The sequence below is a fragment of the Pseudomonas alkylphenolica genome (assembly GCF_000746525.1).
In the GTDB taxonomy this organism is placed as follows: Bacteria; Pseudomonadota; Gammaproteobacteria; order Pseudomonadales; family Pseudomonadaceae; genus Aquipseudomonas; species Aquipseudomonas alkylphenolica.
In genome coordinates this window covers 1782055-1808648 of the sequence record NZ_CP009048.1, presented here as the reverse complement: position 1 = coordinate 1808648, position 26594 = coordinate 1782055, and the positions used below count along the sequence as shown (strand labels likewise).

General features: G+C 60.6%; 20 protein-coding genes, 1 tRNA gene and 2 pseudogenes. 10 read left to right on the top strand and 13 right to left on the bottom strand.

Annotated elements, in window-relative coordinates; genetic code table 11:
• Positions 1 to 136: 136 nt before the first annotated feature.
• The 5 genes from topA to PSAKL28_RS08375 all read right to left on the bottom strand — a co-directional run bounded on the left by topA (position 137) and on the right by PSAKL28_RS08375 (position 7466).
• Complete coding sequence (topA, locus tag PSAKL28_RS08395) at positions 137 to 2749, bottom strand: type I DNA topoisomerase (RefSeq protein ID WP_038608886.1); 2613 nt, start codon at positions 2747 to 2749, stop codon at positions 137 to 139.
• Between the two features lie 100 nt (positions 2750 to 2849).
• Positions 2850 to 3101 (bottom strand): DUF1653 domain-containing protein, encoded by a 252-nt coding sequence (locus PSAKL28_RS08390; protein ID WP_038608885.1) that lies wholly within the window; start codon positions 3099 to 3101, stop codon positions 2850 to 2852.
• A 78-nt stretch (positions 3102 to 3179) separates the two neighbouring features.
• Entirely contained in the window at positions 3180 to 4355 is a 1176-nt protein-coding gene (fadA, locus tag PSAKL28_RS08385) for an acetyl-CoA C-acyltransferase FadA (protein WP_038608883.1), read from the bottom strand.
• 29 nt (positions 4356 to 4384) lie between these two features.
• On the bottom strand, positions 4385 to 6532 hold the full coding sequence (gene fadB / locus PSAKL28_RS08380; RefSeq protein WP_038608880.1) for a fatty acid oxidation complex subunit alpha FadB: 2148 nt from the start codon (positions 6530 to 6532) through the stop codon (positions 4385 to 4387).
• Positions 6533 to 7028: 496 nt separating this feature from the next.
• Positions 7029 to 7466, bottom strand: coding sequence for a hypothetical protein (locus PSAKL28_RS08375; RefSeq protein ID WP_038608879.1), 438 nt, complete (start codon positions 7464 to 7466; stop codon positions 7029 to 7031).
• Between the two features lie 109 nt (positions 7467 to 7575).
• On the opposite strand from PSAKL28_RS08375, the gene PSAKL28_RS08370 reads away from it, so the two are divergent.
• On the top strand, positions 7576 to 8016 hold the full coding sequence (locus PSAKL28_RS08370; RefSeq protein ID WP_038608878.1) for a universal stress protein: 441 nt from the start codon (positions 7576 to 7578) through the stop codon (positions 8014 to 8016).
• A gap of 39 nt (positions 8017 to 8055) precedes the next feature.
• On the opposite strand, the gene PSAKL28_RS08365 is transcribed toward PSAKL28_RS08370, so the two are convergent.
• A complete protein-coding gene (locus PSAKL28_RS08365) occupies positions 8056 to 9975 on the bottom strand; it encodes an ATP-binding cassette domain-containing protein (protein ID WP_038608877.1) in 1920 nt (639 codons plus the stop codon).
• 221 nt (positions 9976 to 10196) lie between these two features.
• Here PSAKL28_RS08365 and PSAKL28_RS08360 point away from each other — a divergent pair, with 221 nt between their 5' ends.
• On the top strand, positions 10197 to 12125 hold the full coding sequence (locus PSAKL28_RS08360) for a transglycosylase SLT domain-containing protein (protein WP_038608874.1): 1929 nt from the start codon (positions 10197 to 10199) through the stop codon (positions 12123 to 12125).
• Between the two features lie 79 nt (positions 12126 to 12204).
• Here the strand turns inward: PSAKL28_RS08360 and PSAKL28_RS08355 are convergent, their stop codons facing one another.
• Together PSAKL28_RS08355 and PSAKL28_RS08350 are read right to left on the bottom strand one after the other, a co-directional pair.
• Positions 12205 to 13008, bottom strand: a complete 804-nt coding sequence (locus PSAKL28_RS08355) for an MOSC domain-containing protein (protein WP_038608872.1) — start codon at positions 13006 to 13008, stop codon at positions 12205 to 12207.
• Positions 13009 to 13054: 46 nt separating this feature from the next.
• Positions 13055 to 13990, bottom strand: a complete 936-nt coding sequence (locus tag PSAKL28_RS08350) for a chemotaxis protein CheV (RefSeq protein WP_038608870.1) — start codon at positions 13988 to 13990, stop codon at positions 13055 to 13057.
• A gap of 349 nt (positions 13991 to 14339) precedes the next feature.
• On the opposite strand from PSAKL28_RS08350, the gene PSAKL28_RS08345 reads away from it, so the two are divergent.
• The 3 genes from PSAKL28_RS08345 to PSAKL28_RS08335 all read left to right on the top strand — a co-directional run bounded on the left by PSAKL28_RS08345 (position 14340) and on the right by PSAKL28_RS08335 (position 16831).
• Positions 14340 to 14837 carry a hypothetical protein gene (locus PSAKL28_RS08345; RefSeq protein WP_038608868.1) on the top strand — a complete coding sequence of 166 codons (498 nt, stop codon included), beginning with the start codon at positions 14340 to 14342 and terminating at the stop codon, positions 14835 to 14837.
• Positions 14838 to 15284: 447 nt separating this feature from the next.
• The gene (locus PSAKL28_RS08340) at positions 15285 to 16175 is read left to right on the top strand and encodes a sensor histidine kinase (protein ID WP_038608866.1); all 891 of its coding nucleotides are present in this window, start codon (positions 15285 to 15287) and stop codon (positions 16173 to 16175) included.
• Positions 16172 to 16831, top strand: a complete 660-nt coding sequence (locus PSAKL28_RS08335; RefSeq protein WP_038608864.1) for a response regulator — start codon at positions 16172 to 16174, stop codon at positions 16829 to 16831. The genes PSAKL28_RS08340 and PSAKL28_RS08335 overlap by 4 nt, the downstream gene beginning before the upstream one ends.
• On the opposite strand, the gene yegS is transcribed toward PSAKL28_RS08335, so the two are convergent.
• The gene (yegS, locus tag PSAKL28_RS08330; RefSeq protein WP_038608862.1) at positions 16815 to 17714 is read right to left on the bottom strand and encodes a lipid kinase YegS; all 900 of its coding nucleotides are present in this window, start codon (positions 17712 to 17714) and stop codon (positions 16815 to 16817) included. The genes PSAKL28_RS08335 and yegS overlap by 17 nt on opposite strands.
• A gap of 276 nt (positions 17715 to 17990) precedes the next feature.
• Between yegS and PSAKL28_RS08325 the strand changes: the two genes are divergently transcribed.
• Entirely contained in the window at positions 17991 to 19445 is a 1455-nt protein-coding gene (locus tag PSAKL28_RS08325) for a mannose-1-phosphate guanylyltransferase/mannose-6-phosphate isomerase (protein ID WP_038616339.1), read from the top strand.
• A gap of 65 nt (positions 19446 to 19510) precedes the next feature.
• The gene (locus PSAKL28_RS08320; protein WP_038608860.1) at positions 19511 to 20758 is read left to right on the top strand and encodes a glycosyltransferase family 4 protein; all 1248 of its coding nucleotides are present in this window, start codon (positions 19511 to 19513) and stop codon (positions 20756 to 20758) included.
• Here the strand turns inward: PSAKL28_RS08320 and PSAKL28_RS08315 are convergent.
• Together PSAKL28_RS08315 and moaB are read right to left on the bottom strand one after the other, a co-directional pair.
• Positions 20747 to 21956: pseudogene (locus PSAKL28_RS08315) on the bottom strand (molybdopterin molybdotransferase MoeA); the annotation flags it as partial. The gene PSAKL28_RS08320 and the pseudogene PSAKL28_RS08315 sit on opposite strands and share 12 nt — an antisense overlap.
• A complete protein-coding gene (gene moaB, locus PSAKL28_RS08310) occupies positions 21957 to 22496 on the bottom strand; it encodes a molybdenum cofactor biosynthesis protein B (RefSeq protein WP_038608857.1) in 540 nt (179 codons plus the stop codon).
• Positions 22497 to 22688: 192 nt separating this feature from the next.
• Between moaB and PSAKL28_RS08305 the strand changes: the two genes are divergently transcribed.
• The 3 genes and pseudogenes from PSAKL28_RS08305 to PSAKL28_RS08295 all read left to right on the top strand — a co-directional run.
• The gene (locus tag PSAKL28_RS08305; RefSeq protein ID WP_038608856.1) at positions 22689 to 22910 is read left to right on the top strand and encodes a YgdI/YgdR family lipoprotein; all 222 of its coding nucleotides are present in this window, start codon (positions 22689 to 22691) and stop codon (positions 22908 to 22910) included.
• 64 nt (positions 22911 to 22974) lie between these two features.
• Positions 22975 to 23051: transfer RNA gene (locus PSAKL28_RS08300), tRNA-Pro, on the top strand.
• 220 nt (positions 23052 to 23271) lie between these two features.
• Positions 23272 to 23610, top strand: a pseudogene (locus PSAKL28_RS08295) (bacteriocin); the annotation flags it as partial.
• Positions 23611 to 23751: 141 nt separating this feature from the next.
• Here the strand turns inward: PSAKL28_RS08295 and mqo are convergent.
• Positions 23752 to 25350 carry a malate dehydrogenase (quinone) gene (gene mqo, locus PSAKL28_RS08290; protein WP_038608854.1) on the bottom strand — a complete coding sequence of 533 codons (1599 nt, stop codon included), beginning with the start codon at positions 25348 to 25350 and terminating at the stop codon, positions 23752 to 23754.
• Positions 25351 to 25739: 389 nt separating this feature from the next.
• On the bottom strand, positions 25740 to 26453 hold the full coding sequence (locus tag PSAKL28_RS28500; protein WP_371261994.1) for a methyl-accepting chemotaxis protein: 714 nt from the start codon (positions 26451 to 26453) through the stop codon (positions 25740 to 25742).
• Between the last annotated feature and the right edge of the window lie 141 nt (positions 26454 to 26594).

Genomic DNA, 26594 nt, shown 5'->3' with positions numbered 1-26594 from the left:
TCCGAAAGGCTGCAAGGCGGTCTGTCAATTTACACTACTCAAAGGCGTAAAAGCATCGCGGGGCAAGCCCGCTCCCACAGGATTTAGAAACCTTTGTGGGAGCGGGCTTGCCCCGCGATTAGACCAATAAGCTTGATCAGCGCTTGTCTTCGACCTTCCAGGCATTGCCGTCGTAGAAGGCGCGCCAGCCAGTCGGCTTACCCTCCACCTCGGTCTGCACGTACTGCTCCTTGGTCTTGCGGCTGTAGCGGATCACGGCCGGACGACCATCAGGATCCTTCTTCGGCGCTTCGCAGAGGAAGTGGTACTTCGGATCGATTTCGTCTTTATGCGGAATGATCTCGATCACCAGCGGTGCACGGGTCTCGCGGTTTTTCGGGAACTGGCTGGCCGCCAGGAACAGACCCGAAGCGCCATCACGCAGCACGTAGGTATCGTTGACCTTCTCGCACTTGAGCTCCGGCATCTTCACCGCATCCATCTTCGGCGGCGCCGCTTCGCCGCTCTTGAGCAGCTTGCGGGTGTTCTTGCACTCGGCGTTGGTGCAGCCGAAGAACTTGCCGAAACGGCCGGTCTTGAGCTGCATTTCGCTACCGCACTTGTCGCACTCCAGGCTCGGCCCTTCGTAGCCCTTGATGCGGTAGTTGCCTTCTTCGATCTCGTAGCCGGTGCAATCAGGGTTGTTACCGCAGATGTGCAGCTTGCGCTTCTCATCAAGCAGGTAAGCATCCATCGCTGTCGAGCAGATCGGGCAACGGTGCTTGTTGAGCAGCACGCGCGATTCCGATTCACCCTCGTCGTCGGCCGCGATTTCATCGCCCGGCACCAGGTTCACAGTGGCCTTGCAACGCTCTTTTGGCGGCAGGCTGTAGCCCGAGCAGCCGAGGAACACACCGGTAGATGCGGTACGAATCATCATCGGCCGACCGCAATCCTTGCACGCGATGTTGGTCAGGGTCGGCTGGTTGGCACGCATGCCCTTCTCGCCATCCTCGGCCAGCTTCAGCTTGTTGCTGAAATCGCCGTAGAACTCGTCCAGCACGTTTTTCCAGTCGCGCTCGCCCTGGGCCACATCGTCGAGGTTCTCTTCCATGCCGGCGGTGAAGCCGTAGTCCATCAGGTTGGAGAAGCTCTCGGACAGGCGCTCGGTGACGATGTCGCCCATCTTCTCGGAATAGAACCGACGGTTATGCAGGGTCACGTAGCCGCGATCCTGAATGGTCGAAATGATCGCCGCGTAAGTGGAAGGACGGCCAATGCCGCGCTTTTCCATTTCCTTGACCAGGCTGGCTTCGGAGTAACGCGCAGGCGGCTTGGTGAAGTGCTGGCTCGGGTCGATCTGGATCAGTTTGAGCACTTCGCCCTGGTTCATCTCCGGCAGCACGTCGTCATCGCCCGGCTTGCTCTGTTGCGGCAGCACACGGGTGTAACCGTCGAACTTGAGGATACGGCCCTTGGCGCGCAGCTCGAAGTCGCCAGCGGTGACGCTGACGGTGGTCGACAGGTACTGCGCCGGTGGCATCTGGCAGGCCAGGAACTGGCGCCAGATCAGCTCGTACAGACGCTCGGCATCACGCTCCATGCCGCTGAGTTTGGTCGGGTGGGTGTTGACGTCGGAAGGACGAATCGCTTCGTGCGCCTCCTGGGCACCCTCTTTGCTGCCATAGACGATCGGCGCTTCAGGCAGGTACTTCTTGCCGAACTCGCTTTCGATATAGCTGCGGGCCATTTCCACCGCATCGACCGAAAGGTTGGTCGAGTCGGTACGCATATAAGTGATGTAGCCGGCTTCGTACAGACGCTGGGCCATCATCATGGTCTTCTTCACCCCGAAGCCCAGACGGTTGCTCGCGGCCTGCTGCAGGGTGGAGGTAATGAAGGGCGCCGACGGTTTGCTGCTGGTCGGGCGGTCTTCACGCTTGGCGACGGTGTAACTGGAAGACTTGAGCTTCTCCAGTGCCGCCATGGCCTGGGCTTCGTTGAGCGGCTTGAAGGCTTCGCCCTTCTCCCGCGCTACTTCGAAACGCACCTTGGCGTCCTTGGCAGTACCCAGATCAGCATGCACTTCCCAGTATTCTTCCGGGATGAAGGCACGGATCTCGCGCTCTCGCTCAACCACCAGTTTCACTGCAACCGACTGCACGCGACCGGCAGACAGGCCGCGGGCGATCTTCGACCACAGCAGTGGCGAGACCATGTAACCCACCACGCGGTCGAGGAAGCGACGCGCCTGCTGGGCATTGACCCGATCGATATCCAGCTCGCCTGGCTGCGAGAACGCTTCCTGGATGGCTTTCTTGGTAATTTCGTTGAACACCACACGCTTGTAGCGGCTGTCGTCACCACCGATGGCTTCGCGCAGGTGCCAGGCAATGGCTTCCCCCTCGCGATCCAAGTCGGTTGCGAGATAGATGGTGTCGGCATCTTTGGCCAGACGACGCAGTTCTTCGATGACCTTTTCCTTGCCCGGAAGGATCTCGTACTTGGCTTTCCAGCCGTGGTCCGGATCAACTCCCATGCGCGCGACCAGTTGCTTGCGCGCCTTTTCTTTTGGCGACAGGGCTGGCGCTTCACCAGCGGCGGCCTTGCCGCGCTTGGCGGCTGGCTCCTTGCTGGCGCTGGCCGAACCGCTGGTGGGCAGGTCTCGGATATGGCCGATACTCGACTTCACCACGTACTGGCTGCCCAGGTACTTGTTGATGGTCTTGGCCTTAGCCGGGGATTCCACAATGACCAGCGATTTGCCCATGGATCGGAAAATTCCTGAATACTGAAAATAAAAACACGGCAGGTACCTGACGCGGCACCGCTATATATAGTGGCAACAGAGTGAGGTCAAGCGCGAGGCGTTAGCCACCCTCGGCATCTGGCCGGGAAAACAGCTCGGCTTCAGCCTTGACCAAAGCAAAGCGCGGCACTTGCTCGCCGTCAACCTCAACCGACTCCATAAACATCGAAAGGGGTCGAACCCAGAGGCCGAACTCGCCATACAGAGCCTGGTAGAACACCACCCACTCCTCGGTTTCGGAATGGCGCGCCGTGCCGAACACACGATACTCAGGCCCCTTGTAATGCCGGTATACGCCTGGTTGTATCTGCATGTTGCTCGCCCTCTTGAAAAAAAATCCTGCAAAAACAAAAACCGGGGCACCAGGCCCCGGTTTCCATCAGCGAAACGCTTAAACGCGTTCGAAGACGGTGGTGATACCTTGGCCCAGGCCGACGCACATGGTCGAAACGCCGAAGGTCCCGCCATTCTGCTTCATGACGTTGAGCAGAGTGCCGGAAATCCGCGCACCAGAGCAACCGAAAGGATGACCCAGAGCGATAGCGCCGCCGTGCAGGTTAACCTTCTCATCCATCTTGTCGAGCACTTTCAGATCTTTCAGCACTGGCAAGGCCTGTGCAGCGAACGCTTCGTTGAGCTCGAAGAAGTCGATATCGGCAATGCTCAGACCAGCGCGCTTGAGCGCTTTCTGGGTCGCAGGCACCGGGCCGTAGCCCATGATCGCCGGGTCAACACCGGCCACCGCCATGGAACGGATTACCGCCAGCGGCTGGATGCCCAGGTCTTGAGCACGTTGCGCCGACATGACGATCATGCACGAAGCGCCGTCAGTGATCTGCGACGACGTACCGGCAGTCACGGTACCGCCTTTAGGGTTGAAAGCCGGCTTCAAGGCCGCCAGGCTTTCCAGGGTGGTGTCCGGGCGAATGGTTTCATCGTAGTCGAAGACTTTGAGGAAGCCGTTCTCGTCGTAGCCCTGCATCGGGATGATTTCATCCTTGAACTTGCCTTCGACCGTCGCCTTGTGGGCGAGCTGGTGCGAACGCAGGCCGAACAGGTCCTGCTGCTCACGGCTGATGCCGTGCATCTTGCCGAGCATTTCGGCGGTCAGGCCCATCATGCCCGAGGCCTTGGCAGCGTACAGCGACATGTGCGGGTTCGGATCGACACCGTGCATCATGCTGACGTGGCCCATGTGCTCGACGCCACCGACGACGAACACGTCGCCGTTGCCGGTCATGATCGCCTGTGCTGCGGTGTGCAGGGCGCTCATGGACGAACCACACAGACGGCTGACGGTCTGGCCGGCCGCAGTGTGAGGGATCTGGGTCATCAACGACGCCATGCGGGCGATGTTCCAGCCCTGCTCCAGGGTCTGGTTGACGCAGCCCCAGATCACGTCCTCGACTTCGTTAGGGTCGACCTTGGTGTTGCGCTCCAGCACCTTGCTGATCAGGTGCGCGGACATGTCTTCGGCGCGGGTATTGCGGTGCATGCCACCCTTGGAGCGGCCCATCGGCGTGCGACCGAAGTCGACAATCACCACGTCTCTTGGATTCAGGCTCATATATTCTCTCGCTCTCTATCGTTGGGCGCTTAACCGAAGAAGCTCTGGCCGTTTTTGGCCATTTCACGCAGCTTCGCGGTGGGGTGATACAGCGGACCCAGATCGGCGTACTTGTCTGCCAGGGCAACGAATTCGGCTACACCGATCGAGTCGATGTAACGCAGCGCACCGCCACGGAACGGAGGGAAACCGATACCGTAGACCAGGCCCATGTCGGCTTCGGCGGCGGTTTCAACGATACCGTCTTCCAGGCAACGAACGGTTTCCAGGCACAGCGGCACCATCATCCAGTTGATGATGTCTTCGTCAGTGACTTCACGCTGTTCGTAGACGACCGGCTTGAGCACTTCGAGGACGGCCGCGTCGGCGACTTTCTTCGGCTTGCCGCGTTTGTCGGTCTCGTAGGCGTAGAAGCCCTTGCCGTTCTTCTGGCCCAGGCGGTTGGCTTCGTAGAGCGCATCGACGGCCGAACGACGGTCGTCCTTCATGCGGTCCGGGAAGCCTTCGGCCATGACGTCACGGCCGTGGTGGCCAGTGTCGATACCGACCACGTCCATCAGGTAGGCCGGGCCCATCGGCCAGCCGAATTTTTCCATGACCTTGTCGATACGCACGAAGTCGACACCGGCGCTGACCAGCTTGGCGAAACCGCCGAAGTACGGGAACAGCACACGGTTGACCAAAAAGCCCGGGCAGTCGTTGACCACGATCGGGTTCTTGCCCATCTTCTTGGCGTAGGCAACGGTGGTGGCAACCGCCACTTCGCTGGACTTCTCACCACGGATGACTTCGACCAGCGGCATCATGTGCACCGGATTGAAGAAGTGCATGCCGACGAAGTTTTCCGGACGCTTGAGGGCCTTGGCCAGCAGGTTGATGGAGATGGTCGAGGTGTTGGAAGCCAGAATGGCGTCTTCCTTCACCTGGCCTTCCACTTCAGCCAGTACCGCTTGCTTGACCTTCGGGTTCTCGACCACAGCTTCAACGACGATATCGACGTTGGCGAAGTCGCCGTAGGACAGAGTCGGACGAATCGCGTTCAGCGCTTCAGCCATTTTCGCCGGGGTCAGACGGCCTTTTTCAACGCGCTTGCCGAGCAGCTTGGAAGCTTCGTTCAAGCCCAGCGCAATGGCGCCTTCGTTGATGTCCTTCATCAGGATCGGGGTGCCCTTGACCGCCGACTGGTAGGCGATACCGCCGCCCATGATGCCGGCGCCGAGCACGGCAGCCTGCTTCACGTCGTGAGCGATTTCGTCGTGGGCCTTGGCTTTGCGCTTGAGTTCCTGGTCGTTGAGGAACAGGCCGATCAGGCTCTCGGCAACCGAAGTCTTGGCCAGTTTGACAAAGCCGGCGGCTTCGACTTCCAGGGCCTTGTCGCGGCCGAAGTTGGCCGCCTTCTGAATGCTCTTGATCGCTTCAACCGGCGCCGGATAGTTCGGGCCTGCTTGACCTGCAACGAAACCTTTGGCGGTTTCGAACGACATCATCTGCTCGATGGCGTTGAGCTTGAGCTTCTCAAGCTTCGGCTGACGCTTGGCCTTGTGATCGAACTCGCCGCTGATGGCGCGCTTGATCAGGTCCAGTGCGGCGGCCTGCAGCAGCTCAGGGGCTACCACGGCATCGACGGCACCGACCTTCAGAGCGTCTTCAGCACGGTTTTCCTTGCCGGCGGCAATCCACTCGATGGCGTTGTCGGCACCGATGATGCGCGGCAGGCGCACGGTACCGCCAAAGCCCGGGTAGATACCCAGCTTGACTTCCGGCAGACCGATCTTGGCATTGCTGGACATCACGCGGAAGTCGGCAGCCAGGCACATTTCCAGACCACCGCCCAGGGCGATGCCGTTGATCGCGGCAACGGTCGGCACGGCCAGGTCTTCGAAGTCGCTGAAAATCCGGTTGGCTTCCAGGTTGCCGGCGACCAGTTCGGCCTCGGGCAGCTTGAAGTTATCGACAAACTCAGTGATATCCGCACCGACGATGAACACGTCCTTGCCACTGCTGACAATCACGCCTTTGATCGAGGCGTCGGCCTTGATGGTGTCTACGGCCTGACGCAATTCGTTCAGGGTAAGACGGTTGAACTTGTTGACGGACTCACCCTTGAGGTCGAACTTCAGTTCGACGATGCCGCTTTCAAGAGCCTTAACCGTGATGGCTTTACCTTCGTAAATCATCAACTGATCTCCACGATATGGAAGCTGAACTGTACACGCCGAACGCTGGTGAAGGACCCGGCCGGCCGCTGGCCGTGATTTGCCGAATCCTTGCGCCAGGCACACCCGTCAGCGCGATAGTCGGGATTCTGTAAGAGCCTTCTGACAATACAAACGCTCAATTCATACGCCCGTTTGATTTGGGTATGCACACATTCAACGAAAAGATCGCCGTTGTCAAATGCCCGAAAGCGGTGTGAAAACGCGACTTTACGGTCACTTTCTGTTGATCGTGGGCAAACACCGGCTTCGGTGATCGATGAGCATTCACGCCAACGATAATGGACAAAGGCTTACACACTCATGCACAGGATCAATACACGCTGAGTGCGAACAAAAAAGGCAGGAAAAACGTCGGGTAGCGCAGGGCCCGCTACACTGGGAGGGAATCAAGACTTAGACCGGCCTGCCTGGCCCGCCTGCCCGATGCGTATATCGGGCTTTTTATTGAGCGTGATCAGGCCAGGGCTTTCAGCACCGCGGCAATATCCTGCAATACAGCCGTTTCTCCTCGTTCCCCCCAATAAAGGGCAACCATTTGCGGGCCGGCTTCGACCTTGAAGACGTTGTCAGGCAGGCGCGCGAGATGCTCTGCATGCACAGGATCGGTGCAAGGCTCACGCCATTGATTGAGCCAGGTGCCGGGGGTCGTTTGCCAATAACTCCAGGTGTCTACCCTTCCCTTGCGCCGCGGCTGCACATACTGCGCGCAGGGGCTTGGCGGCTCCTTGGGCAACCAGTGCGGCCACTGCTGCGGCGCCAGTTGCATGTTCAGGCCCATGCGCCGGGCTTCCATGCGCAGGGCCATACGACCACTCTGGTTACGCGAGGGACGCAACCAGGCCAGAGGGCTCAAAATCAGCGCAAGGATTGACACCACTACCCAGACCGTCATATCTGTTGTTCCCATAAAGCTTTGCAAATGAGCTGGTTAGCCGAGGTTCTGAGCGATCAGCCTGAAACCGACCATACTTGAACTATCGCGACTGTCAGGAGAGCCTCTCATGCCCTACGAACACATACTGGTTGCCGTCGACCTGACCGAAGAATGCGATCCGGTCATCAAGCGCGCCATGACATTGGCCGCATCGACCGAGACCAAAGTTTCTCTGGTGCATATCGTCGAGCCTATGGCCATGGCGTTTGGTGGCGATGTGCCGATGGACCTGTCCCAGCTGCAGCAACAACAGTTTGACCAGGCCAAAGAGCGTATGGACCGCCTGTTCGTCAAGTATCCCGAGATCAAGCGCGGCGATTCGCATCTGACCTACGGACAACCGCGCCAGGAGATCCATCAATTGGCCAAGGAGAATGCTTGCGACCTGATCGTGGTCGGCAGCCACGGCCGGCACGGCCTGGCACTGCTGCTGGGCTCAACCGCCAATGACGTCCTGCACGGCGCGCCCTGTGATGTGCTGGCCGTACGCCTGCTGAAAAAAGAGTAACTGGGGCAGCCCGGCGCAGCCTGCGCCGGGCCCCTCCCCTTAGCTGTCGAGTTCAGCCCAGCGCTCTACCAGAACATCCAGTTCAGCCTGCATCTGCTCCAGACGCGCCAGCACGGCAGAGGTCTGGTCGATCGGGCGCTGGTAGAAGGCCGGGTCGGAAATTTCTTCCTGCACCGCCGCCATCTTCTGTTCCAGTTCGTCGATCTGGCCCGGCAAGGCTTCCAGCTCGCGTTGCAGCTTGTAGCTGAGCTTCTTCTTTGGCGCCTCGGCGGCCGGTACTGCAGCGGGAGCCGGAGCAACAGCCTCAACCACCGCCGTGTTCAGTTCCGACTTGCCCGACTTGCTCTCGGTAACACCCAGCAATTTTGGCGAACCGCCCTGACGAATCCAGTCCTGGTAACCACCGACGTACTCGCGCACCTTGCCCTCGCCCTCAAACACCAGGGTGCTGGTGACCACGTTATCGAGGAAGGCCCGGTCGTGGCTGACCATCAGCACGGTGCCCTTGAACGCCGACAGCACTTCTTCGAGCAGCTCGAGGGTTTCCACGTCGAGGTCGTTGGTTGGTTCGTCGAGCACCAGCAGGTTGGCCGGTTTGCTGAACAGTTTGGCCAGCAGCAACCGCGCACGCTCACCACCGGACAGCGCCTTGACCGGCGTGCGGGCACGCTGCGGGCTGAACAGGAAGTCACCCAGGTAGCTCAGGACATGACGGTTCTGGCCGTCGATCTCGATGAAGTCGCGACCTTCGGACAAGTTGTCGATGACGGTCTTTTCCAGGTCCAGCTGATGGCGCAGCTGGTCGAAATAGGCCACTTCCAGACGGGTGCCGGACTCGACTTTACCGCTGGTAGGCTCGAGATCGCCAAGCATCAGTTTGAGCAAGGTGGTCTTGCCGGTACCGTTGGCGCCGAGCAGACCGATGCGGTCCTCGCGCTGCAGGACCATGGAGAAGTCCTTGACCAGTTGCGGGCCACCCGGATGGCTGAAGCTGACGTTTTCCAGGACCATCACCTGCTTGCCGGATTTCTCCGCAACATCAAGCATGATATTGGCCTTGCCCTGACGCTCACGGCGCTCGCTACGCTCAACGCGCAGGGCCTTGAGGGCGCGCACGCGGCCTTCGTTACGGGTACGCCGGGCCTTGATGCCCTGACGGATCCACACTTCTTCCTGGGCCAGCTTCTTGTCGAACAGCGCGTTGGCGGTTTCTTCGGCGGCCAGCGCGGCTTCCTTGTGCACCAGGAAGCTGGCGTAGTCGCCGTTCCAGTCGATCAGGCCGCCGCGGTCCAGTTCGAGGATGCGCGTGGCCAGGTTTTGCAGGAAGGAGCGGTCGTGGGTGATGAACAGCACGGCGCCGCCGAAGCCGCTGAGGGCCTCTTCCAGCCAGGCAATGGCACCGATATCCAGGTGGTTGGTCGGTTCGTCGAGCAGCAGCAGGTCAGGCTCTGACACCAGCGCCTGGGCCAGCAGCACGCGGCGGCGCCAGCCACCGGAGAGCTCGGCCAGGGTCTTGTCGGCTGGCAGTTGCAGACGGCTCAGGGTGCTGTCGACCAGTTGCTGCAAACGCCAGCCATCACGCGCTTCCAGGTCGTGCTGAACGTGCATGAGCTTTTCCAGGTCGGCATCGCTGTGGATGTTCTGGCTCAGGTGGTGATATTCGGCCAGCAAGGCGCCGACACCGTCGAGGCCTTCGGCCACTACGTCGAATACTGTACGACCGTCGGCCACCGGCAGTTCCTGCGGCAGCTCGCCAATCTTCAGCCCAGGAGCGCGCCAGACATCGCCGTCGTCAGGCTTCTGATCGCCTTTGACCAGGCGCAGCATGCTCGACTTGCCAGTACCGTTGCGGCCAATAATGCACACCCGCTCACCACGGGCGATCTGCCACGACACCTTGTCCAACAACGGCATGGCGCCGAACGCAAGGGACACATCGCTTAATTTGAGCAGGGTCATGATCTTCTCCAAAAACCGGGCGCGCATTCTACCCGACTTGGGCCCGCTTCACATTAAGCAGGCGCACCTCCAGACAGATCCGACGACAGGCCGTGTGATTACAACTGGATACAAGCACAATGCTTTCATCCGCCTATGGCAAACGGCTAAGCTTAAGCAACGCAATCCCAACAGTGCTGGCTTCGCCGTCACTTTTCATGGTCAAACTGCCCGGAAGTCTCATGCGCAGCCGCCTGTTAAATCTAGTTTCCTGCCTGCTTCTCTCGGCCTCCGCAGCCAGCGTCGCCCAGGCCACCGACATCACCGTGCAGCGCCAGTACTATGACGAGGCCAAGCGCGCCCTGGCCAAGGGTGACAAGGGTCCCTACCTGCGTTACGCACAAGCGCTGAGTGACTATCCGCTGACGCCTTACCTGGCCTACGACGAGCTGACCGCGCGTCTGAAAACCGCCAGCAATGCCGAGATCGAAAAATTCCTCGCCGCCCATGGCGACCTGCCCCAGGCCAACTGGATGAAATTGCGCTGGTTGCGCTGGCTGGCCGAGCGCGGCGAGTGGGAGACCTTCAGCCGCTACTACGACCCGAAGCTGAACTTCACCGAACTCGATTGCCTCAACGGCCAGCGTCAGCTGATTCAGGGCCAGCGCGCCGAAGGCTATGCGTCGGCAGAAAAACTCTGGCTGGTGGGCAAGTCCCAGCCTACCGCCTGCGACGCCTTGTTCGACCGCTGGGCGGCCGAAGGCCAGCTCAGCGAGCAGAAGCGCTGGCAGCGCACCAAGCTGGCCGCCCAGGCGCGCAACTATGCCTTGGCCAACAGCCTGACCAAAACCCTCACCACCCTCGCCCCTCAGGGGCGATTGCTGGTTGATGTGGCACAGAAACCACAGCTGTTGAATCAGCCTGGACGCTTCGTACCAGTCAACGAGGCCATGTCCGACGTGGTCAGCCTCGGCCTGCGCCGCCTGGCACGCCAGGACCCCGAGCGGGCCATGAGCCTGCTGGACGACTACGCCAACCGCATGCATTTCTCCCGCGACGAGAAAGTCGCCATCGCCCGCGAAATCGGCCTGACCCTGGCCCGCCGCTACGACCCGCGGGCCCTGGACCTGATGACCCGCTACGACCCCGAGCTGCGCGACAACACCGTGACCGAATGGCGTCTGCGCCTGTTGCTGCGTCTGGGCCGCTGGGAAGACGCCTACGAGCTGACCAAGCGCCTGCCTCAGGACCTGGCCAGCAGCAGCCGCTGGCGATACTGGCACGCGCGCAGCCTTGAACTGGCGCAGCCTCAGAACCCGCAGATCCCGCTGCTGTACAAAACCGTGGCACGCGAGCGTGATTTCTATGGCTTCCTCGCCGCCGACCGGGCAAAAGCCCCGTATCAGCTGAACAACAAACCACTGGTGCTGAGCCAGGCGGTGATGAACAAGGTGCGCAACACACCGGGCATCCGTCGCGCCCTGGAGTTCCATGCCCGCGGGCAGATTGTCGATGGCCGCCGCGAGTGGTACCACGTCAGCCGCCATTTCAGCCGCGACGAAATGGTCGCCCAGGCACGCCTGGCCTACGACATGCGCTGGTACTTCCCGGCGATCCGCACCATCAGCCAGGCACAATACTGGGACGACCTGGATATCCGCTTCCCGATGGCCCACCGCGATACGCTGGTACGGGAAGCCAAGGTGCGTGGCCTGCATTCAAGCTGGGTGTTCGCGATCACTCGCCAGGAAAGTGCGTTCATGGAGGACGCCCGCTCCAGCGTTGGCGCCAGCGGCCTGATGCAGCTGATGCCAGCCACGGCCAAGGAGACTGCGCGCAAGTTCAGCATCCCGCTGGCTTCCCCGGCCCAGGTGTTCAACCCGGACAAAAACATCCAGCTCGGCGCGGCGTACCTGAGCCAGGTGCACAGTCAGTTCAACGGCAACCGGGTGCTGGCTTCAGCAGCCTATAACGCAGGCCCGGGCCGCGTACGGCAATGGCTGCGCGGCGCCGACCACCTGAGCTTCGATGTCTGGGTGGAGTCGATTCCGTTTGATGAGACCCGTCAGTATGTGCAGAACGTGCTGTCCTACTCGGTGATCTACGGGCAGAAGCTCAACTCGCCGCAACCGCTGGTGGACTGGCATGAACGGTATTTTGACGATCAGTAGTTGAATGCAATCGCGGGGCAAGCCCGCTCCCACAGGGTGATATAGAACCCGGTGGGAGCGGGCTTGCCCCGCGATTTAATTACTCCAGCACCGTTACCGGCATCCCCACCTCAAGCACCCCGCTGCCATCAGCCACCAGGTTCTGCCCGAACAGCACATCCCCCTCTTTCTGCCGATAGGTTTTGAGTGTGGTCAGGGGTTCGCGATCTGTACTGCGCTCGCCGGTCTGCGGATCAATGGTGGTCATGATGCAACGCTCGCAAGGCTTGAGCACACGGAACTCCATCTCGCCGATACGGATGCGCTTCCAGCCATCTTCAGCAAAGGGCTCTGCACCTTCGACCACCAGATTGGGACGAAAGCGCTGCATCTCGAGCGGCCGGCCGACCCGCTGTACCAGGTCGTCAAGCGACGCCTGACCGATCAGCAGCAACGGGAAGCCATCGGCAAAAGCCACCCGGTCATTGACCTCGCCATAACCACCCGGCAGGAAACGGCTGCGCGCCTCAGGTACATGAACCAGGCGCACGTCCTTGCCGATAAATTCGCTGAGCCACTGCGCAGCGACTTCACCGGCGTCCGGGACGCGAAAGGTGTCACGCCAGATCGTCACGCCGCGCAGATCGCTGTCAGCCTGCGGCACGGCGACCTTCAACGCAGGTCGCCCAGGCGCCTCCAGGGTCAGTTCGCCGTCAACGCCATACAACGCCGTCAACTGGCTCATCTGCGGGTACGCGCGCTGAGTCAGGAAGCGGCCATTGTCGCGCTCTACAAGCATCCAGCGACGGTCGCCATCCAGCCCCAGCAAACCCAGTGAAGACGATTGCAACGCCTGGCCGCGCGCGGATTTGAGCGGATATCGGTACAACGCACTCAATTGCATCGGTGACCTGTCCTTTTGCCGGTTCAAAGCCTTAGCTTATACCGACTCAGGCCGTCGCTTCATCCAGCATCAACCGTTGGCGAACGACATCGACCAGCTTGTCGGGCTGGAACTTGGAGAGAAAGTTGTCACAACCGACTTTCTTCACCATCGACTCGTTGAAACTACCCGACAACGATGTGTGCAACACCACATGCAACGGGCGTAAGCGCGGGTCATTACGGATCTCGGTAGTCAGACGGTAGCCGTCCATCTCCGGCATCTCGGCATCGGTGAAAATCATCAACAGTTTTTCACACATATCTTCGCCAGCGTCGGCCCAGCCTTTGAGCATGCGCAAGGCCTTGAGGCCATCACTGGCGACGTGCATTTTCACCCCTAATTGAGACAAAGTGTCGCGCAGCTGGGCCAAGGCCACAGTGGAATCGTCCACCAACAGCACCTCGCGACCGCGGGCCCGCGCCAACACCGGATCCTCCAGCTTGTCGCGCGAGACCTTGGCACTGTACGGCACGATTTCGGCCAGCACTTTCTCTACGTCGATGATTTCCACCAGTTGCTCGTCGACCTTGCTGATTGCCGTCAGGTAATGCTGACGACCGGCGCTGGCCGGCGGCGGCATGATGGCTTCCCAGTTCATATTGACGATACGATCGACCCCACCCACCAGAAACGCCTGCACCGAACGGTTGTACTCGGTGACAATAATGGTACTGCCGGGCCCAGGCGTAAGCGGGCGCATGCCGATAGCCTGGGACAGGTCGATCACCGGCAGTGTCTGCCCACGCAGGTTGACTACACCACAGACGAATGCATGGCGCTGTGGCATCAAGGTCAGTTTGGGCATTTGCAGCACCTCCTGAACCTTGAACACGTTGATCGCGAACAACTGTCGCCCGGCCAGGCGGAACATCAGGATTTCCAGGCGGTTCTCACCCACCAGCTGCGTTCTTTGGTCTACTGTGTCGAGAATGCCAGCCATTAAAGAACCCCCAGGCTTGTTCCAAGAAATGAACCGATTGGCCCTGTATCGGCCAGATCAGGCACAGCTTGACCCCCTGAAGAAAATGCTCAGCAGGTCATTGATGTCATTTTAACATCATGCTTTACTGCACTCAGCTCCTTCCTGTCGTAAACACCCGCAAAGGGTCGTAATCACACCACCCCATCAGGGAAACCCCTAGTGACAATCGGGCGAGACCTGATGTTCGCGATATCCATTAGCCATTAATGTGACGCCATTCTCATTGCATGAACGGAGTCAGGCTTTTGTCAGCGATCGCCTCGTTGTGGCCAGCCCCTGCTCCAGCCCTTTGTGCTGGAGCCAAATGATGGCTAACGAATCACTGAGCAGCTGCGCCCTGCAGGATTTTCTGGTGGACGCCCAGGTCTTGCTGACCCAGGCCGAAGAGTGCCTGCAGCACCTGGAATTGATCGACAACGATCCGGATGCCTGCCACTGCCTCAACGACACCTTGGCCACGCTGGTGACTCGCGCCCATAACCTGGGGCTCCTGGAGGTGGCCAGTTACAGCAGGCAGCTGCAGCACTTGCTGGAGACCGCTCACAACCCTTCGCGGCTGCCCGGCAGCGCCTTGCCGGCACTCGAAGAGTGCCTGACCCTGCTGGCCTGGCAATTGGAGCTGGTTGACCCGCACACCGGCCGCCTGAGCCTGGATACCGATGAACAGGTACTGCTGCTGGACAACCTGGCGGCCGCCCTGAACACGACCTCCGGTTGCACTTCCTGCCACTCAAGCATGACCCCCTGCGAACACCCGCCGCACAACACGCGTGAGGCAACTGGACAGCAAACTACAGGCAACTAAAGGGTCATCGACAAAGATCCGGCAGCGCGTGCTGACAGCGCTCCGCGCTACGCACTAAGCAGCAACTTTCCCGTTTGCCGATCAGTTCTGCAGTCGTTTTTACAACTGCAGATTTACTTTATTTCGCGCAAGCTTTACGTCTTATAAAGTAATGGCAAAGTGCTAGGCCAGCGCACATCACGGACCCCCTGCATCAGCCCGTAAAATCTGACTTTTCAGACAGTTATCAGAGTTCGCCACCCTTGGGACTTGAAGTGATACCATGCGCGCGATGAAGGTTAGTCAGGCCTTGGCCGATCCTGCCTTCAACGATTTTTCTGTTGGCGCAGGTATTCATTACTGCGCCCGGCGCCGACATATAAATGATATTGAAGGCAACACGACAACGCCCCTAAGTTTGACCTGTTCCAGGCTTTCTTCAGCGATATTTCAGTGGCTTCATTTTCTATGCTCTCAAGCCTCAATAGACTCAAGCTCTGGCGCCCCGGGGCCGCTCTACTGCGCGGGCTGACCGCGCTCCTGTGCCTGGCCTCGATCATCGCCAACCTGGCGCTGTACCTCTACGCGTTGCCGATGCCGGCCAGTGTGCTGATCCTGCACATCGTCGCGATGCTGAGCATTGGCTGGCATCTGCGCCACTGGGCACGCTCGATTGCCCTGCGCCCGGCAGAACTTGCCGATCGCCTGCTCAAGGTTCAGGAAAGCGAGCGTCAACGCCTGAGCCGGGAACTCCACGACGATATCGGCCAACTGCTGACCGCCGCCAAACTCCAGGCGGACTGGCTGCAACGCCGTGTTCCAGGCGACCTGCAAGATCACTGCAGCACCTTGCGTAGCACCCTGGACGACACGCTGGCCAATGTCCGCGACGTCTCGGCCATTCTCAACCCGCGCCAGCTCTCCAGCCTGGGCCTGGAAGCCAGCTTGCGCGCGCACTTGCTGCGCACCCTGGAAAACACCAACGTGCACTGGAGCCTTGAGTGCCGCCAGCGTCTGGGCGGCATACCTGAAGACATGGCCATCGCAGCCTTTCGCATCACCCAGGAAGCGGTCACCAACATGCTTCGTCATGCCAGCGCACACAACCTGGTCGTCTGCATTCAGCGCCAGCCTGAAGGCCTGGCCTTGTCCATCAGTGACGATGGCCTGGGTTTCTTGCCCGCCAGCAATCCAGCAGATGAAGGACAATGCGGCATGGCCGGCATGCTTGAACGCGCCGCACTGCTTGATGGCACACTGTCAGTCAGCAGCCAGCCAGGCAAAGGCACGCGAATCGATGCCCTGTTTCCCTGGCCTCCACGCACCCTTGAACGCGCCAAGACAAATAACGCCCAATGATCTGTAAATTGCTGCTGGTAGACGACCACTCACTGATTCGCGCCGGTGTTCGCGCCCTGGTCTCGGATATTCCCGGTTACACAGTGGTGGGTGAAGGCAATGACGGCAACCAGGTGGCCGAACTCGTACTGCAACTGGATCCGGACATTGTCCTGCTGGATATTTCGATGCGCACGACCAACGGCCTGGACGCCCTCACCCAGCTACGCGCCAGCGGCTGTCGCAGCAAAGTACTGATCCTGTCAATGCACACCGACCCCGAACTGATCATGCAGGCCCTGGAAAGCGGCGCCCATGGCTACCTGCTCAAGGACACCACCGCCACCGAACTGGAGCAGGCCCTGACTGCACTGCGCCACGGCGAGCGCTACCTGAGCCCGGCAATCGCCCACACCGTGATCAATCAGGCCCTGCTACGGACCCAGAGTTTCAAGGCTCCGGCCTCGGATAACCACAATCTGACAGCCCGCCAACTGGAAATCCTGCGCTTGATCGTGCGCGGCAAATCCACCCGCGAAATTGCCCACGGTCTGGGCTTGAGCATCAAGACCGTGGAGACTCACCGTTCACAAATCATGAAACGCCTGCAGATCTACGACGTGGCCGGCCTGGTACTGTTTGCGGTCCGCGAGCAGATCATCAGCCTCGACGACTGAGCAGCGGCGAGTCAGCCGGCAGGTGCACCCGCAAGGCGCCTGCCAGTACCTCAAAACGCAAGCTATCGCTTTGCAGCGGCTCGCCATCGAGATTGATATCCAGGCCTTGCGCGCTCTTGATTTCGACCCAGGGCAGACGCGCTCGCACAAACATGTTCTCCAGGCCCAGGCCATCACTGAGCAAACTGCGCAAGGTACCCACCACTTCCTGAGGGGCCGGCAAAATGCTGACATCCAGCAGCCCATCATCGACTTGCGCCTGCGGACACAGCACATGCCCACCACCAGCCTGCCGGCCGTTGCCGATTCCCAGCGCCAGCAAATCGCCGCGCCAGTGAAAATCCGGCCCATGCAAATCCACCGTAGCCGCGCTGAGTTCACTGAACCGAGACAGGCCGGTGAACAGATACGCCGCTGCGCCCAGCACTTTCTTCAGGTCTTCGGAGGTGTTGGCGGTGACCTGACTGCCAAATCCGCCCGTGGCCATATTGAGAAAAACCTGCCCACCAACCTGCCCCAAATCAATCCTTTGAGCAGGTGTTTCCAGCAACTCAAGCGCCTGTTCAGGCTCCAGCGGCACACCTGCTGCCCGGGCAAAATCATTGGCAGTCCCCAATGGCACGAGCACCAGGCTTGCCTGGCAAGCGATGCGGGCCATGGCCTCGGCGACATCACGCAAGGTGCCGTCTCCACCGCCGGCTGCAACATGCCGGTAACCACTTGCCTGGGCTTCGTTGACCAGCCGCGCAGCATCACCGGCCTCCCAGGTCAGGCGAACGTCAAGCTGCCAGCCACGCTCGCGCAGCGCACCAACGGCGGCACGTACCTGCTCGTTCATGGCCTGCTTGCCATGCAGGATGAATAAGGTTTTGTGCTGCTTCATGGTGCCTCCCCGGCGAATTAAAGCTCGTGCATCTCGACCACATGACAGGGGCTTTTGCTGCACAGCCAGCGGCCAATCGAAAACAAATTTGCCGAGCATTCACACAAATATTATTGAAAGCAGGAACGCCCGGGTGCATCATTCGACAAATATTTGGCCATCATGGAGGACGCCGATGAAAAAAGTCATTTTATTGACTTGCTGCACGAGCGCTTGCCAGGTCCCGGTTATCCTTTACTGCACTGTAGTCTCAGTGCCCTGACTCAAGGCTGTGAAATGAGCGTTCTGATCCCCTGCATCATCGCCGGCGGCGCCGGCACTCGCCTTTGGCCGGTTTCTCGCGAAACCATGCCGAAACCGTTCATGCGCCTGCCCGATGGCCAGAGCCTGCTGCAAAAGACCTTTTCCCGTGCCAGTGCACTGCCAGATGTCGAGCGGATACTGACGGTGACCAACCGGGAAGTGTATTTCCGCACTCAGGATGAGTACCGCCAATTGAACTCGGCCGGCATGGCCCTGGACTTCATCCTCGAACCCTTTGGCCGCAATACTGCGCCAGCCATCGCTGCCGCCGCTCTGCACTGCGCCAACCTGTATGGCGAAAGCGCCCTGCTGCTGATCCTGCCCGCCGATCACCTGATCAGCGACCTGCCAGCCTTCGAACGCGCAGTCGCGCACGCCCGCAACCTGGCACAACAAGGTTGGCTGACGACCTTCGGCCTGGTGCCCAGTCACGCCGAAACCGGCTTTGGCTACATCGAGAAAGGCCAGGCACTGGACGCGCAAGGCTACAAAGTGCAGCGATTTGTCGAAAAACCCGACGCCGCAACCGCCCAGCACTACCTCGAGGGTGGTCAGCACCTGTGGAATGCCGGCATGTTCTGCATGCGCGTCGATGCAATCCTGGCAGAACTGGACCGCCATGTGCCGGACCTGCTCGCCAGTATCCACCATTGCCTGCAGCGCAGCCCGAGCAAACAGGGTGAAGGTGAACTGCAGCTGGAACTCGACCCGCAGACCTTCGAAAAGGTACCGGACATCTCCATCGATTACGCGGTCATGGAAACCTCCAGCCAGGTGGCCGTGCTGCCCGCCGATCTGGGCTGGAGCGACATCGGTTGCTGGCAAGCGGTGCGTAACCTCAAGAAAGCTGACCAGAATGGCAACCAGTGCAATGGCGAGACCGCCCTGCATGACGTCTCCAATTGCTACATCGACTCGCCACACCGCCTGGTCGGCGCGGTGGGCCTCGACAACCTGATCATCATCGATACCCCCGATGCCCTGCTGATCGCCGACGCCGCGCGCAGCCAGGAGGTCAAGGTGATCGCCCAAAAGCTCAAGCACCAGGGACATGACGCCTATCGCCTGCACCGCACGGTGAACCGCCCGTGGGGCATGTACACGGTGCTTGAGGAAGGTCCACGCTTCAAGATCAAGCGCATCGTGGTTCGCCCTCAAGCATCGCTTTCACTGCAGATGCACCACCATCGCAGTGAACACTGGATCGTCGTCAACGGCATGGCCTGCGTGACCAACGGTGAGGACGAGTTTCTGCTCGACACCAACGAATCGACCTTCATCAAATCGGGGCGGGTACATCGCCTGACCAACCCTGGTGTGATCGACCTGGTCATGATCGAAGTACAAAGTGGCGAATATATGGGCGAAGACGACATCGTGCGCTTTACTGATATCTATGGACGCGCCCCGGAATCAGCCAGCAGCTGACACCCCCAGGCGCGTCCATTCATATCGGCATGCCGTTACCCGCCTGGTGATAGAGGAAAGGGGTCATGCGCGTACTCTGGACACTGCCTTATCTGCCCTGGCCAACCACCAGCGGCGGCAAAACCCGGCAATACCACCTACTGCGCAGCCTGGCGCAGCGTGGCCACCAGATCACCTTGCTGGTGCAGTCGAAAATCCCGCCCAACGAGGCGGCACGCCAGGCGCTCGAGCCCCTGCTCGAACGCCTGATCGTGTTACCCAGGCGCCCGCTGCACAGCCCACTGAACCTGCTGGCTGCGGTCTATGCCGGCTATCCCATGCGAGCCAGTGTCAACGGCCTGGCTCCGCACCTTCGCCATCGATTCGAGCAGCTGCTGGAAGAGCGCTGGGATGTCATCCAGATCGAGCACAGCTATAGTTTCCAGCCGTTCGAAAAGGCCCTGCAAGCGCGAAGCCTGCCCTTCCTGCTCAGTGAACACACGATCGAATCGGTGTCCGGCGCTGCCTGCCACGACCGCCTGCCGCTGTGGCTGCGACCGTTCAACGCCTTCGACCGCTGGCGTTACCGGCGCTGGGAAAATCGGGTACTGAGCCAGGCCCACGAGGTGGTGGCGGTCAGCCCCAAGGATGTCGAGCACATCAGCCGCCTGACCGGTAATCCCGCTTCACTGGTGATCAATGGCGTCGATTGCGCGCACTATCAGGACATCCAGCCGTCGCTGCACAGCCAGCGACTGTTGTTTGTCGGCAATTTTGAGTACAACGCCAGCCTCGAAGCCATCGAGTGGGCACTCGAGGATATCCTTCCGCAGGTCTGGCAAAGCAACCCGGCGGTGCGCCTGGCCGTCGTCGGACATGCCTTGCCGGACAGCTGGAAATCGCGCTGGAGCGACCCGCGAATCGAATGGGTCGGCTACCTGCCCGACTTGCGTGAACTGCAACGTCATTCGGCAATTTTCTTCGCCCCGCTACGCTATGCCGGCGGTTCGAAGATCAAGGTGCTCGAAGCCATGGCCGCCGGCTTGCCGGTGGTCACCACTGCCAAAGGCGTATGCGGGCTGCAGGTGACCCAGGGCGAACACTACCTGGGCAGTGACGATGGCGATCAACTGGCTTTGCTCATCACCCAATTGCTCAATCAGCCCTGGCGCATGCGCCAGTTATCGGAGGCCGCACGGCAATTCGTGCATGAGCGCCACGACTGGAGCATTGCTGCGGCCCAGTTGGAAAGTGTGCACGCGCGCCTGAGTCAGCGCGCGCCCACACTGGGCAATCTGAGCGATAACGGTTTGCTCAGTCGCTCAGCCGAGTAGCTCACTCAAGGGAATGAACTGCACGGTATCGCCTTTGCCAGGTGTAGTGCCCTCACGGACCTCCACCAGGCCCTCGGCCCAGGCAGCGCTGCGCAGCACGCCGGAGCTCTGGTTCTTGTAGATCTGCGCACTCCCCTGGTCCAGCCGTGCGCGCAGGTACTCCCGACGATTGCCCGCTTTTGGCCAGTCAAAACCGGCCGGTACCGGGAACTGCAGAGGGGTCACCTCCTGCACACCCTGGCGGCGCAGCAGATACGGGCGGGTCAGCAGGCCGAAAGTCACCAGCGTCGACGCCGGATTGCCGGGCAAACCGATCACCGGTACGCCTTTGTAGTGACCGAAGGTCAAGGGCTTGCCGGGCTTGATAGCCAGCTTCCAGAGGGCCAGTTCGCCCGCTTCGCGCAAGGCCAGGCCCAGGTAATCGGCCTCGCCCACGGAAACACCACCGGTCGAGAGGATCAAATCGACCTGACCCAGACCCGCCAGACAATCACGGGTTTTTTCCAGGTCGTCGGCAAGGATCCCCGCATCGATTACCTCGCAACCCAGGCGTTGCAGCCAGCTGACCAGCAAGCGCCGATTACTGTTGTAGATCTGCCCTGGCCCCAGCGGCAAGCCCGGCTCTACCAGCTCGTCGCCCGTGGACAACACGGCAACCTTGACCCTGCGCACCACGGTAAGCGTGGCGCAACCCAGCGTTGCCGCCAGCCCCAACTCGATCGGCCCCAGCCGTGTACCCGCCGCCAGCACCGACTCGCCGACACGGGTTTCCTGACCTTGCGGGCGCACGTTCTGGCCGACGCGCAGCGGTTCGTTGAAACGCACCCGCTGGTCTTGCAGAACCTCGGCGTTCTCCTGCATCTCGACACAATCGGCACCCAACGGCAACGGCGCGCCGGTGAAGATCCGTGCACAGGTGCCCGGCTGCAGCGGCTCAGGGGCGTGACCGGCGAAAATGCGCTGGCTGACCGGCAACGCTTCACCCTGCCAGTCAGCCAGGCGCAAGGCATAACCGTCCATGGCACTGTTGGGCCAGGGCGGCAGATCCAGACTGGCGATCAGCGCCTCGGCCAGCACCCGCCCCTCGGCCTGCGCCAAGGCCACCTGCTCGGTTTCGACGATGGGCGCGGACTCAGCCAGTGCCAGCAAGCGTGCCAGTGCGTCTTCAACCGGCATCAACGGCTTGTTCACAGGCACCTCAACCACGACTGGCGCAGGGCTCGGCCTGCTTGAGGTGAGTAACGAAGTTGCACGGGCGATGGCGGGCATCGAGCTGCTCGGCAAGGATGCCATCCCAGCCGGTGCGCACCGCATTGGTCGAGCCGGGCAGGCAGCAGACCAGGGTACCGTTGGCCAACCCGGCCAGGGCACGCGACTGAACCGTAGAAGTACCGATGTCCGCCAGGGAGATGTGGCGGAACAACTCACCGAAGCCATCGACCTGTTTATCCAGCAGGCAGGCGACCGCCTCTGGAGTACTGTCACGACCGGTGAAGCCGGTGCCACCGGTGATCAACACCACCTGCACCTGCTCATCGGCAATCCAGGTGGCGACCTGGGCGCGAATCTTGTACAGGTCGTCCTTGAGCAGTACCCGTGCAGCGAGGCCGTGCCCGGCCTCGGTCAGGCGATCGACAAACATCTGGCCAGAGGTGTCGGTTTCCAGGGTACGGGTATCGCTGACCGTCAACACCGCGATATTCAGCGGCACGAAAGGTACATCTGCCTTGGCTTTCATGGGACCTTGATCCATTGAGGGAGTATGGGCGGTGTTATATCACAGCCCTGCCCCGCTCGCGCCCATGGTCCTGCCCGAGCGTGCCGCCGATCAATAGTGCTGCGCGCTAGCTATGCTGCAATGGACAAGGAACTTGCGCCGTCGCCATGCGTCTCAAGGACATTACGCACCACCCTCTACTGGAGAAACATGATGATTCAACGGACCCTCCCCGCCTTCCTGCTCGCTCTGGGCCTGGGCACTCTGGCTGGTTGCTCCTCGCCAACTGTCATCACTTTGAACGACGGTCGCGAAATCCAGGCGGTCGACACGCCGCAATATGACGATGAATCGGGCTTCTACGAATTTGAACAGCTCGATGGCAAACGTACACGCATCAACAAAGATCAGGTGCGTACCGTCAAGGACCTCTGATACCTGCGACGAGCCTTTTAAGGGGGCTTGTCGAGGAGAAAATTTTGAGTAATATTTTCTCCATCGGAGTGTAGCGCAGCCAGGTAGCGCGTCTCGTTCGGGACGAGAAGGCCGCAGGTTCGAATCCTGTCTCTCCGACCAGATCACTCGACAAAAAGCCCGCTCTCGTGCGGGCTTTTTGCTGCCTCTAAATCCTGCTGGAGATCCTGTGGGAGCGGGCTTGCCCCGCGATGCAATATGCCTGACAAACCACAATCGCGGGGCAAGCCTGCTCCCACACAAAGATCTGCACTGGCCAGCATTGCGCAGCGCCGCCGGGGCCCGCAAAATGCGCGCCTTTCGAACTCAGAGGTTGAAACACATGCGTAAGACTCTTGCCGCCCTGACACTGGGCCTGCTGTGTGCGCAAGGCGCCATGGCCGGCGATGGCCAGACTGCCCTGGGCGGCGGCCTGGGTGGTGTACTGGGTAACGTGGTCGGAAAACAGCTCGGCGGCAGCACTGGCGCGGCGATTGGTGCCGGCGTCGGTGGCGCAGCCGGTGGCGCCATGGCCGCGAAGAAGGGCAACAAGACCGAGGCGGCCATTGGTGGCGGTCTGGGTTCGGCTGGCGGTTCGCTGATCGGTGGCAAGCTCGGTGGCAGCACCGGCTCGGCGATCGGTGCCGGCCTGGGTGGCGCGGCCGGTGGCGCACTGGGTAACAAATATGCCGACAAGCATCGTTGATTCAGCGCTGATCGCGGGGAAAGCCCGCTCCCACAGGCTGAACTGCACCTGTGAGGCTTGTCCCACGAACAAAATAGCCCCCTGAACAGGGGGCTATTTTTATTACCGATTCAACCTTTACAGTGCAGGCTCAGCCTGTACTGCAGCAGTCTCTTCCGGCAGCACCGGAACATACAGCAGACCCAGGCGCGAGCTGCTCCATTCACGGGTCTTGTTGGTCAGCTCAAGGTTGTTGTTGAGCTTCTGACCATAAGTCGGAACGATTTCCTTCAGCTTGGCCTGCCACTCAGGGGTCTTGATGCGATCCTTGTAGGTCTTCTCCAGCACGCTGAGCATGATCGGCGCGGCGGTCGAAGCACCTGGCGATGCACCCAGCAACGCAGCGATAGTGCCGTCCTGGGCAGCCACGACTTCGGTACCAAACTGCAGCACACCACCGTGGACCGGATCCTTCTTGATCACCTGAACGCGTTGACCGGCCTGCAGCAGTTTCCAGTCTTCGTTCTTGGCGTTCGGGAAGTACTCACGCAGCGCTTGCATACGGTCGTCGAAGCTGAGCATCAGCTGACCCATCAGGTAGGTGCTCAGGTCGATGTTGTCGATACCGGCGTGGGTCATCGGCATGATGTTGTGGGTGGTCAGTGCCGCGAACATGTCCAGCAGCGAACCGTTCTTGAGGAACTTGGTCGAGAAGGTCGCGAACGGGCCGAACAGCAGGACTTCCTTGCCGTCGATCACACGGGTGTCCAGGTGCGGAACGGACATTGGCGGTGCACCGACCGAAGCCTTGCCGTACAGCTTGGCCTTGTGGCGGGCTACGATGTCCTGGTTGTCAGTCATCAGGAACTGACCGCCGACCGGGAAGCCTGCATAGCCTTCGGCTTCAGGAATACCGGACTTCTGCAGCAGCTTCAGGGCGCCACCACCGGCACCGATGAAGACGAACTTGGCCTTCACGCTACGCTCGACGCCTTTGTTGGCCAGGTCGGCAACGACCACGGTCCAGGTGTTGTCAGCGTTGCGCACGATGTCACGCACTTCGTGCTGGACATGCAGCTTGACGTTGTCGTGCTTGGTCAGCGAGGCGATCAACTGGCGGGTGATCTCGCCGAAGTTGACGTCGGTACCGATCGACATGCGGGTCGCGGCGATCTTCTGGTCGGCGGCACGGCCTTCCATCACGATCGGCACCCATTTCTGGATCTGCGCGTGGTCTTCGGAGTATTCCATGCCGCGGAACAGCGAGCTGTGCTGCAGGGCTTCATGACGCTTCTTGAGGAACTCGACGTTCTTGTCGCCCCAGACGAAGCTCATGTGCGGCACGTTGTTGATGAACGATTTCGGATTGCTCAGCACGTTCTGCTCGACCTGGTAGGCCCAGAACTGCTTGGAGATCTCGAACTGCTCGTTGACCCCGACCGCCTTGCTGATGTCGATCTTGCCGTCGGCACCTTCGCTGGTGTAGTTCAGTTCGCAGAAGGCGGAGTGGCCGGTACCGGCGTTGTTCCAGGCGTTGGAGCTTTCTTCGGCGACCTTGTCCAGGCGCTCGTAGATATCGATCGACCAGGTCGGCTCCAGCTCATTGAGGTAAGTCCCCAGACTTGCACTCATGATGCCGCCGCCGATCAGCAGTACATCTACGCTTTTCTCTGGCTCGCTGGGCTTGGAGCAACCGATGACACTCAGGCATAGGAGCGTCAGCAGGATTTTTTTCATAGTTCAATCCAATTGAGGTGAAGTAATTGGCAATGACCGCTCATCCCGTTGTGCACGCCCGGATTCTTGTTGTTGCTCGCGCAGACCAAAGCTTAGCGGGGCTCGGCGTTCAGGCAAGCAGCCTGGACGCGCGGGCGATGGTTGGCAGCTGGGGTTGTTCGATGGATCGGGAACGGTCGTCACCCTGACGATGGGCATTGAAGCCTGACGCCGGGTGCTTGCATGGCCTAGGCCTGACCGCCTTTAAGCACGAAACAGGCCAACTTTTGCAAGACCAACGGCTAATAGCTAGGACGAGTCGTCGCACCCCATCTTTAACGGTTTTTCTGGCGACAATCCGCCACATCGCCGCCCCTGCCGTGCGAAATGTGGCGGATTTCCCCCTTTTATCAGGCGCTTAGCCGCGCAGTGACCTCACCGAGCTGCCCCGACAGACCATGCAGGCGATGCCCGGCCTGCTCGGTATGTTGCACCGCCTGCTGATTGGCAGTGGCGATGCGGGTGATTTCCACCAGGTTGCGCGAGATGTCTTCAGCCACGCTGGTCTGCTCTTCGGCGGCCGTGGCGATCTGGCGGTTCATGTCGCGGATGGCCTCGACGGCCAGGGTGATGCGCTGCAGCATCTGCCCAGCACGCTGGACCTGCTCGGCGCCCTCTTCACTGCGCTGCTGTCCGCTTTCAATGGCCTTGACCGCCTCCAGGGCGCCGGACTGTACCGCACTGATGATCTGGTTGATCTCGGCAATCGAGGCAGCCGTGCGCTGCGCCAGGCTGCGCACTTCATCGGCGACCACGGCAAAGCCGCGACCGGCCTCCCCCGCCCGCGCCGCTTCGATAGCGGCATTGAGTGCCAGCAGGTTGGTCTGCTCGGCAATCCCGCGAATCACCTCCAGCACCTTGCCGATCCTGGCGCTGCCAGCCTCCAGGTGGCGAATCACCGCCGCCGTACCGGCAATCTCCTGATTGACCGTCGCAATCGTGTCGATGGTGGCCTGCATTACCTGCTCACCTGCCTGGGCACTGTGATCAGCGTCATCGGCCGCGCGCGCGGCTTCAGCGGCATGGCGCGCCACTTCCTGAGCGGTGGCCGACATTTCGTGCATGGCCGTGGCCACCTGATCGGTACGCTGGAACTGGTCATCGGTGCCACGCGCCATACCACCGGCAATGCTGCGCAATTCGCCACTGGCCGTTTCCAGCTCACCGGCGTTGTTCTGCAGGCGGGTAAACGTATCGGCGAGGAA

What these genes read in the sequence shown, in the direction of transcription:
- topA (WP_038608886.1), bottom strand. Translation starts at nt 2,749, where the DNA reads ATGGGCAAATCGCTGGTCATTGTGGAATCCCCGGCTAAGGCCAAGACC.
- PSAKL28_RS08390 (WP_038608885.1), bottom strand. Translation starts at nt 3,101, where the DNA reads ATGCAGATACAACCAGGCGTATACCGGCATTACAAGGGGCCTGAGTAT.
- fadA (WP_038608883.1), bottom strand. Translation starts at nt 4,355, where the DNA reads ATGAGCCTGAATCCAAGAGACGTGGTGATTGTCGACTTCGGTCGCACG.
- fadB (WP_038608880.1), bottom strand. Translation starts at nt 6,532, where the DNA reads ATGATTTACGAAGGTAAAGCCATCACGGTTAAGGCTCTTGAAAGCGGC.
- PSAKL28_RS08375 (WP_038608879.1), bottom strand. Translation starts at nt 7,466, where the DNA reads ATGACGGTCTGGGTAGTGGTGTCAATCCTTGCGCTGATTTTGAGCCCT.
- PSAKL28_RS08370 (WP_038608878.1), top strand. Translation starts at nt 7,576, where the DNA reads ATGCCCTACGAACACATACTGGTTGCCGTCGACCTGACCGAAGAATGC.
- PSAKL28_RS08365 (WP_038608877.1), bottom strand. Translation starts at nt 9,975, where the DNA reads ATGACCCTGCTCAAATTAAGCGATGTGTCCCTTGCGTTCGGCGCCATG.
- PSAKL28_RS08360 (WP_038608874.1), top strand. Translation starts at nt 10,197, where the DNA reads ATGCGCAGCCGCCTGTTAAATCTAGTTTCCTGCCTGCTTCTCTCGGCC.
- PSAKL28_RS08355 (WP_038608872.1), bottom strand. Translation starts at nt 13,008, where the DNA reads ATGCAATTGAGTGCGTTGTACCGATATCCGCTCAAATCCGCGCGCGGC.
- PSAKL28_RS08350 (WP_038608870.1), bottom strand. Translation starts at nt 13,990, where the DNA reads ATGGCTGGCATTCTCGACACAGTAGACCAAAGAACGCAGCTGGTGGGT.
- PSAKL28_RS08345 (WP_038608868.1), top strand. Translation starts at nt 14,340, where the DNA reads ATGGCTAACGAATCACTGAGCAGCTGCGCCCTGCAGGATTTTCTGGTG.
- PSAKL28_RS08340 (WP_038608866.1), top strand. Translation starts at nt 15,285, where the DNA reads ATGCTCTCAAGCCTCAATAGACTCAAGCTCTGGCGCCCCGGGGCCGCT.
- PSAKL28_RS08335 (WP_038608864.1), top strand. Translation starts at nt 16,172, where the DNA reads ATGATCTGTAAATTGCTGCTGGTAGACGACCACTCACTGATTCGCGCC.
- yegS (WP_038608862.1), bottom strand. Translation starts at nt 17,714, where the DNA reads ATGAAGCAGCACAAAACCTTATTCATCCTGCATGGCAAGCAGGCCATG.
- PSAKL28_RS08325 (WP_038616339.1), top strand. Translation starts at nt 17,991, where the DNA reads ATGAGCGTTCTGATCCCCTGCATCATCGCCGGCGGCGCCGGCACTCGC.
- PSAKL28_RS08320 (WP_038608860.1), top strand. Translation starts at nt 19,511, where the DNA reads ATGCGCGTACTCTGGACACTGCCTTATCTGCCCTGGCCAACCACCAGC.
- moaB (WP_038608857.1), bottom strand. Translation starts at nt 22,496, where the DNA reads ATGAAAGCCAAGGCAGATGTACCTTTCGTGCCGCTGAATATCGCGGTG.
- PSAKL28_RS08305 (WP_038608856.1), top strand. Translation starts at nt 22,689, where the DNA reads ATGATTCAACGGACCCTCCCCGCCTTCCTGCTCGCTCTGGGCCTGGGC.
- mqo (WP_038608854.1), bottom strand. Translation starts at nt 25,350, where the DNA reads ATGAAAAAAATCCTGCTGACGCTCCTATGCCTGAGTGTCATCGGTTGC.
- PSAKL28_RS28500 (WP_371261994.1), bottom strand. Translation starts at nt 26,453, where the DNA reads ATGCACGAAATGTCGGCCACCGCTCAGGAAGTGGCGCGCCATGCCGCT.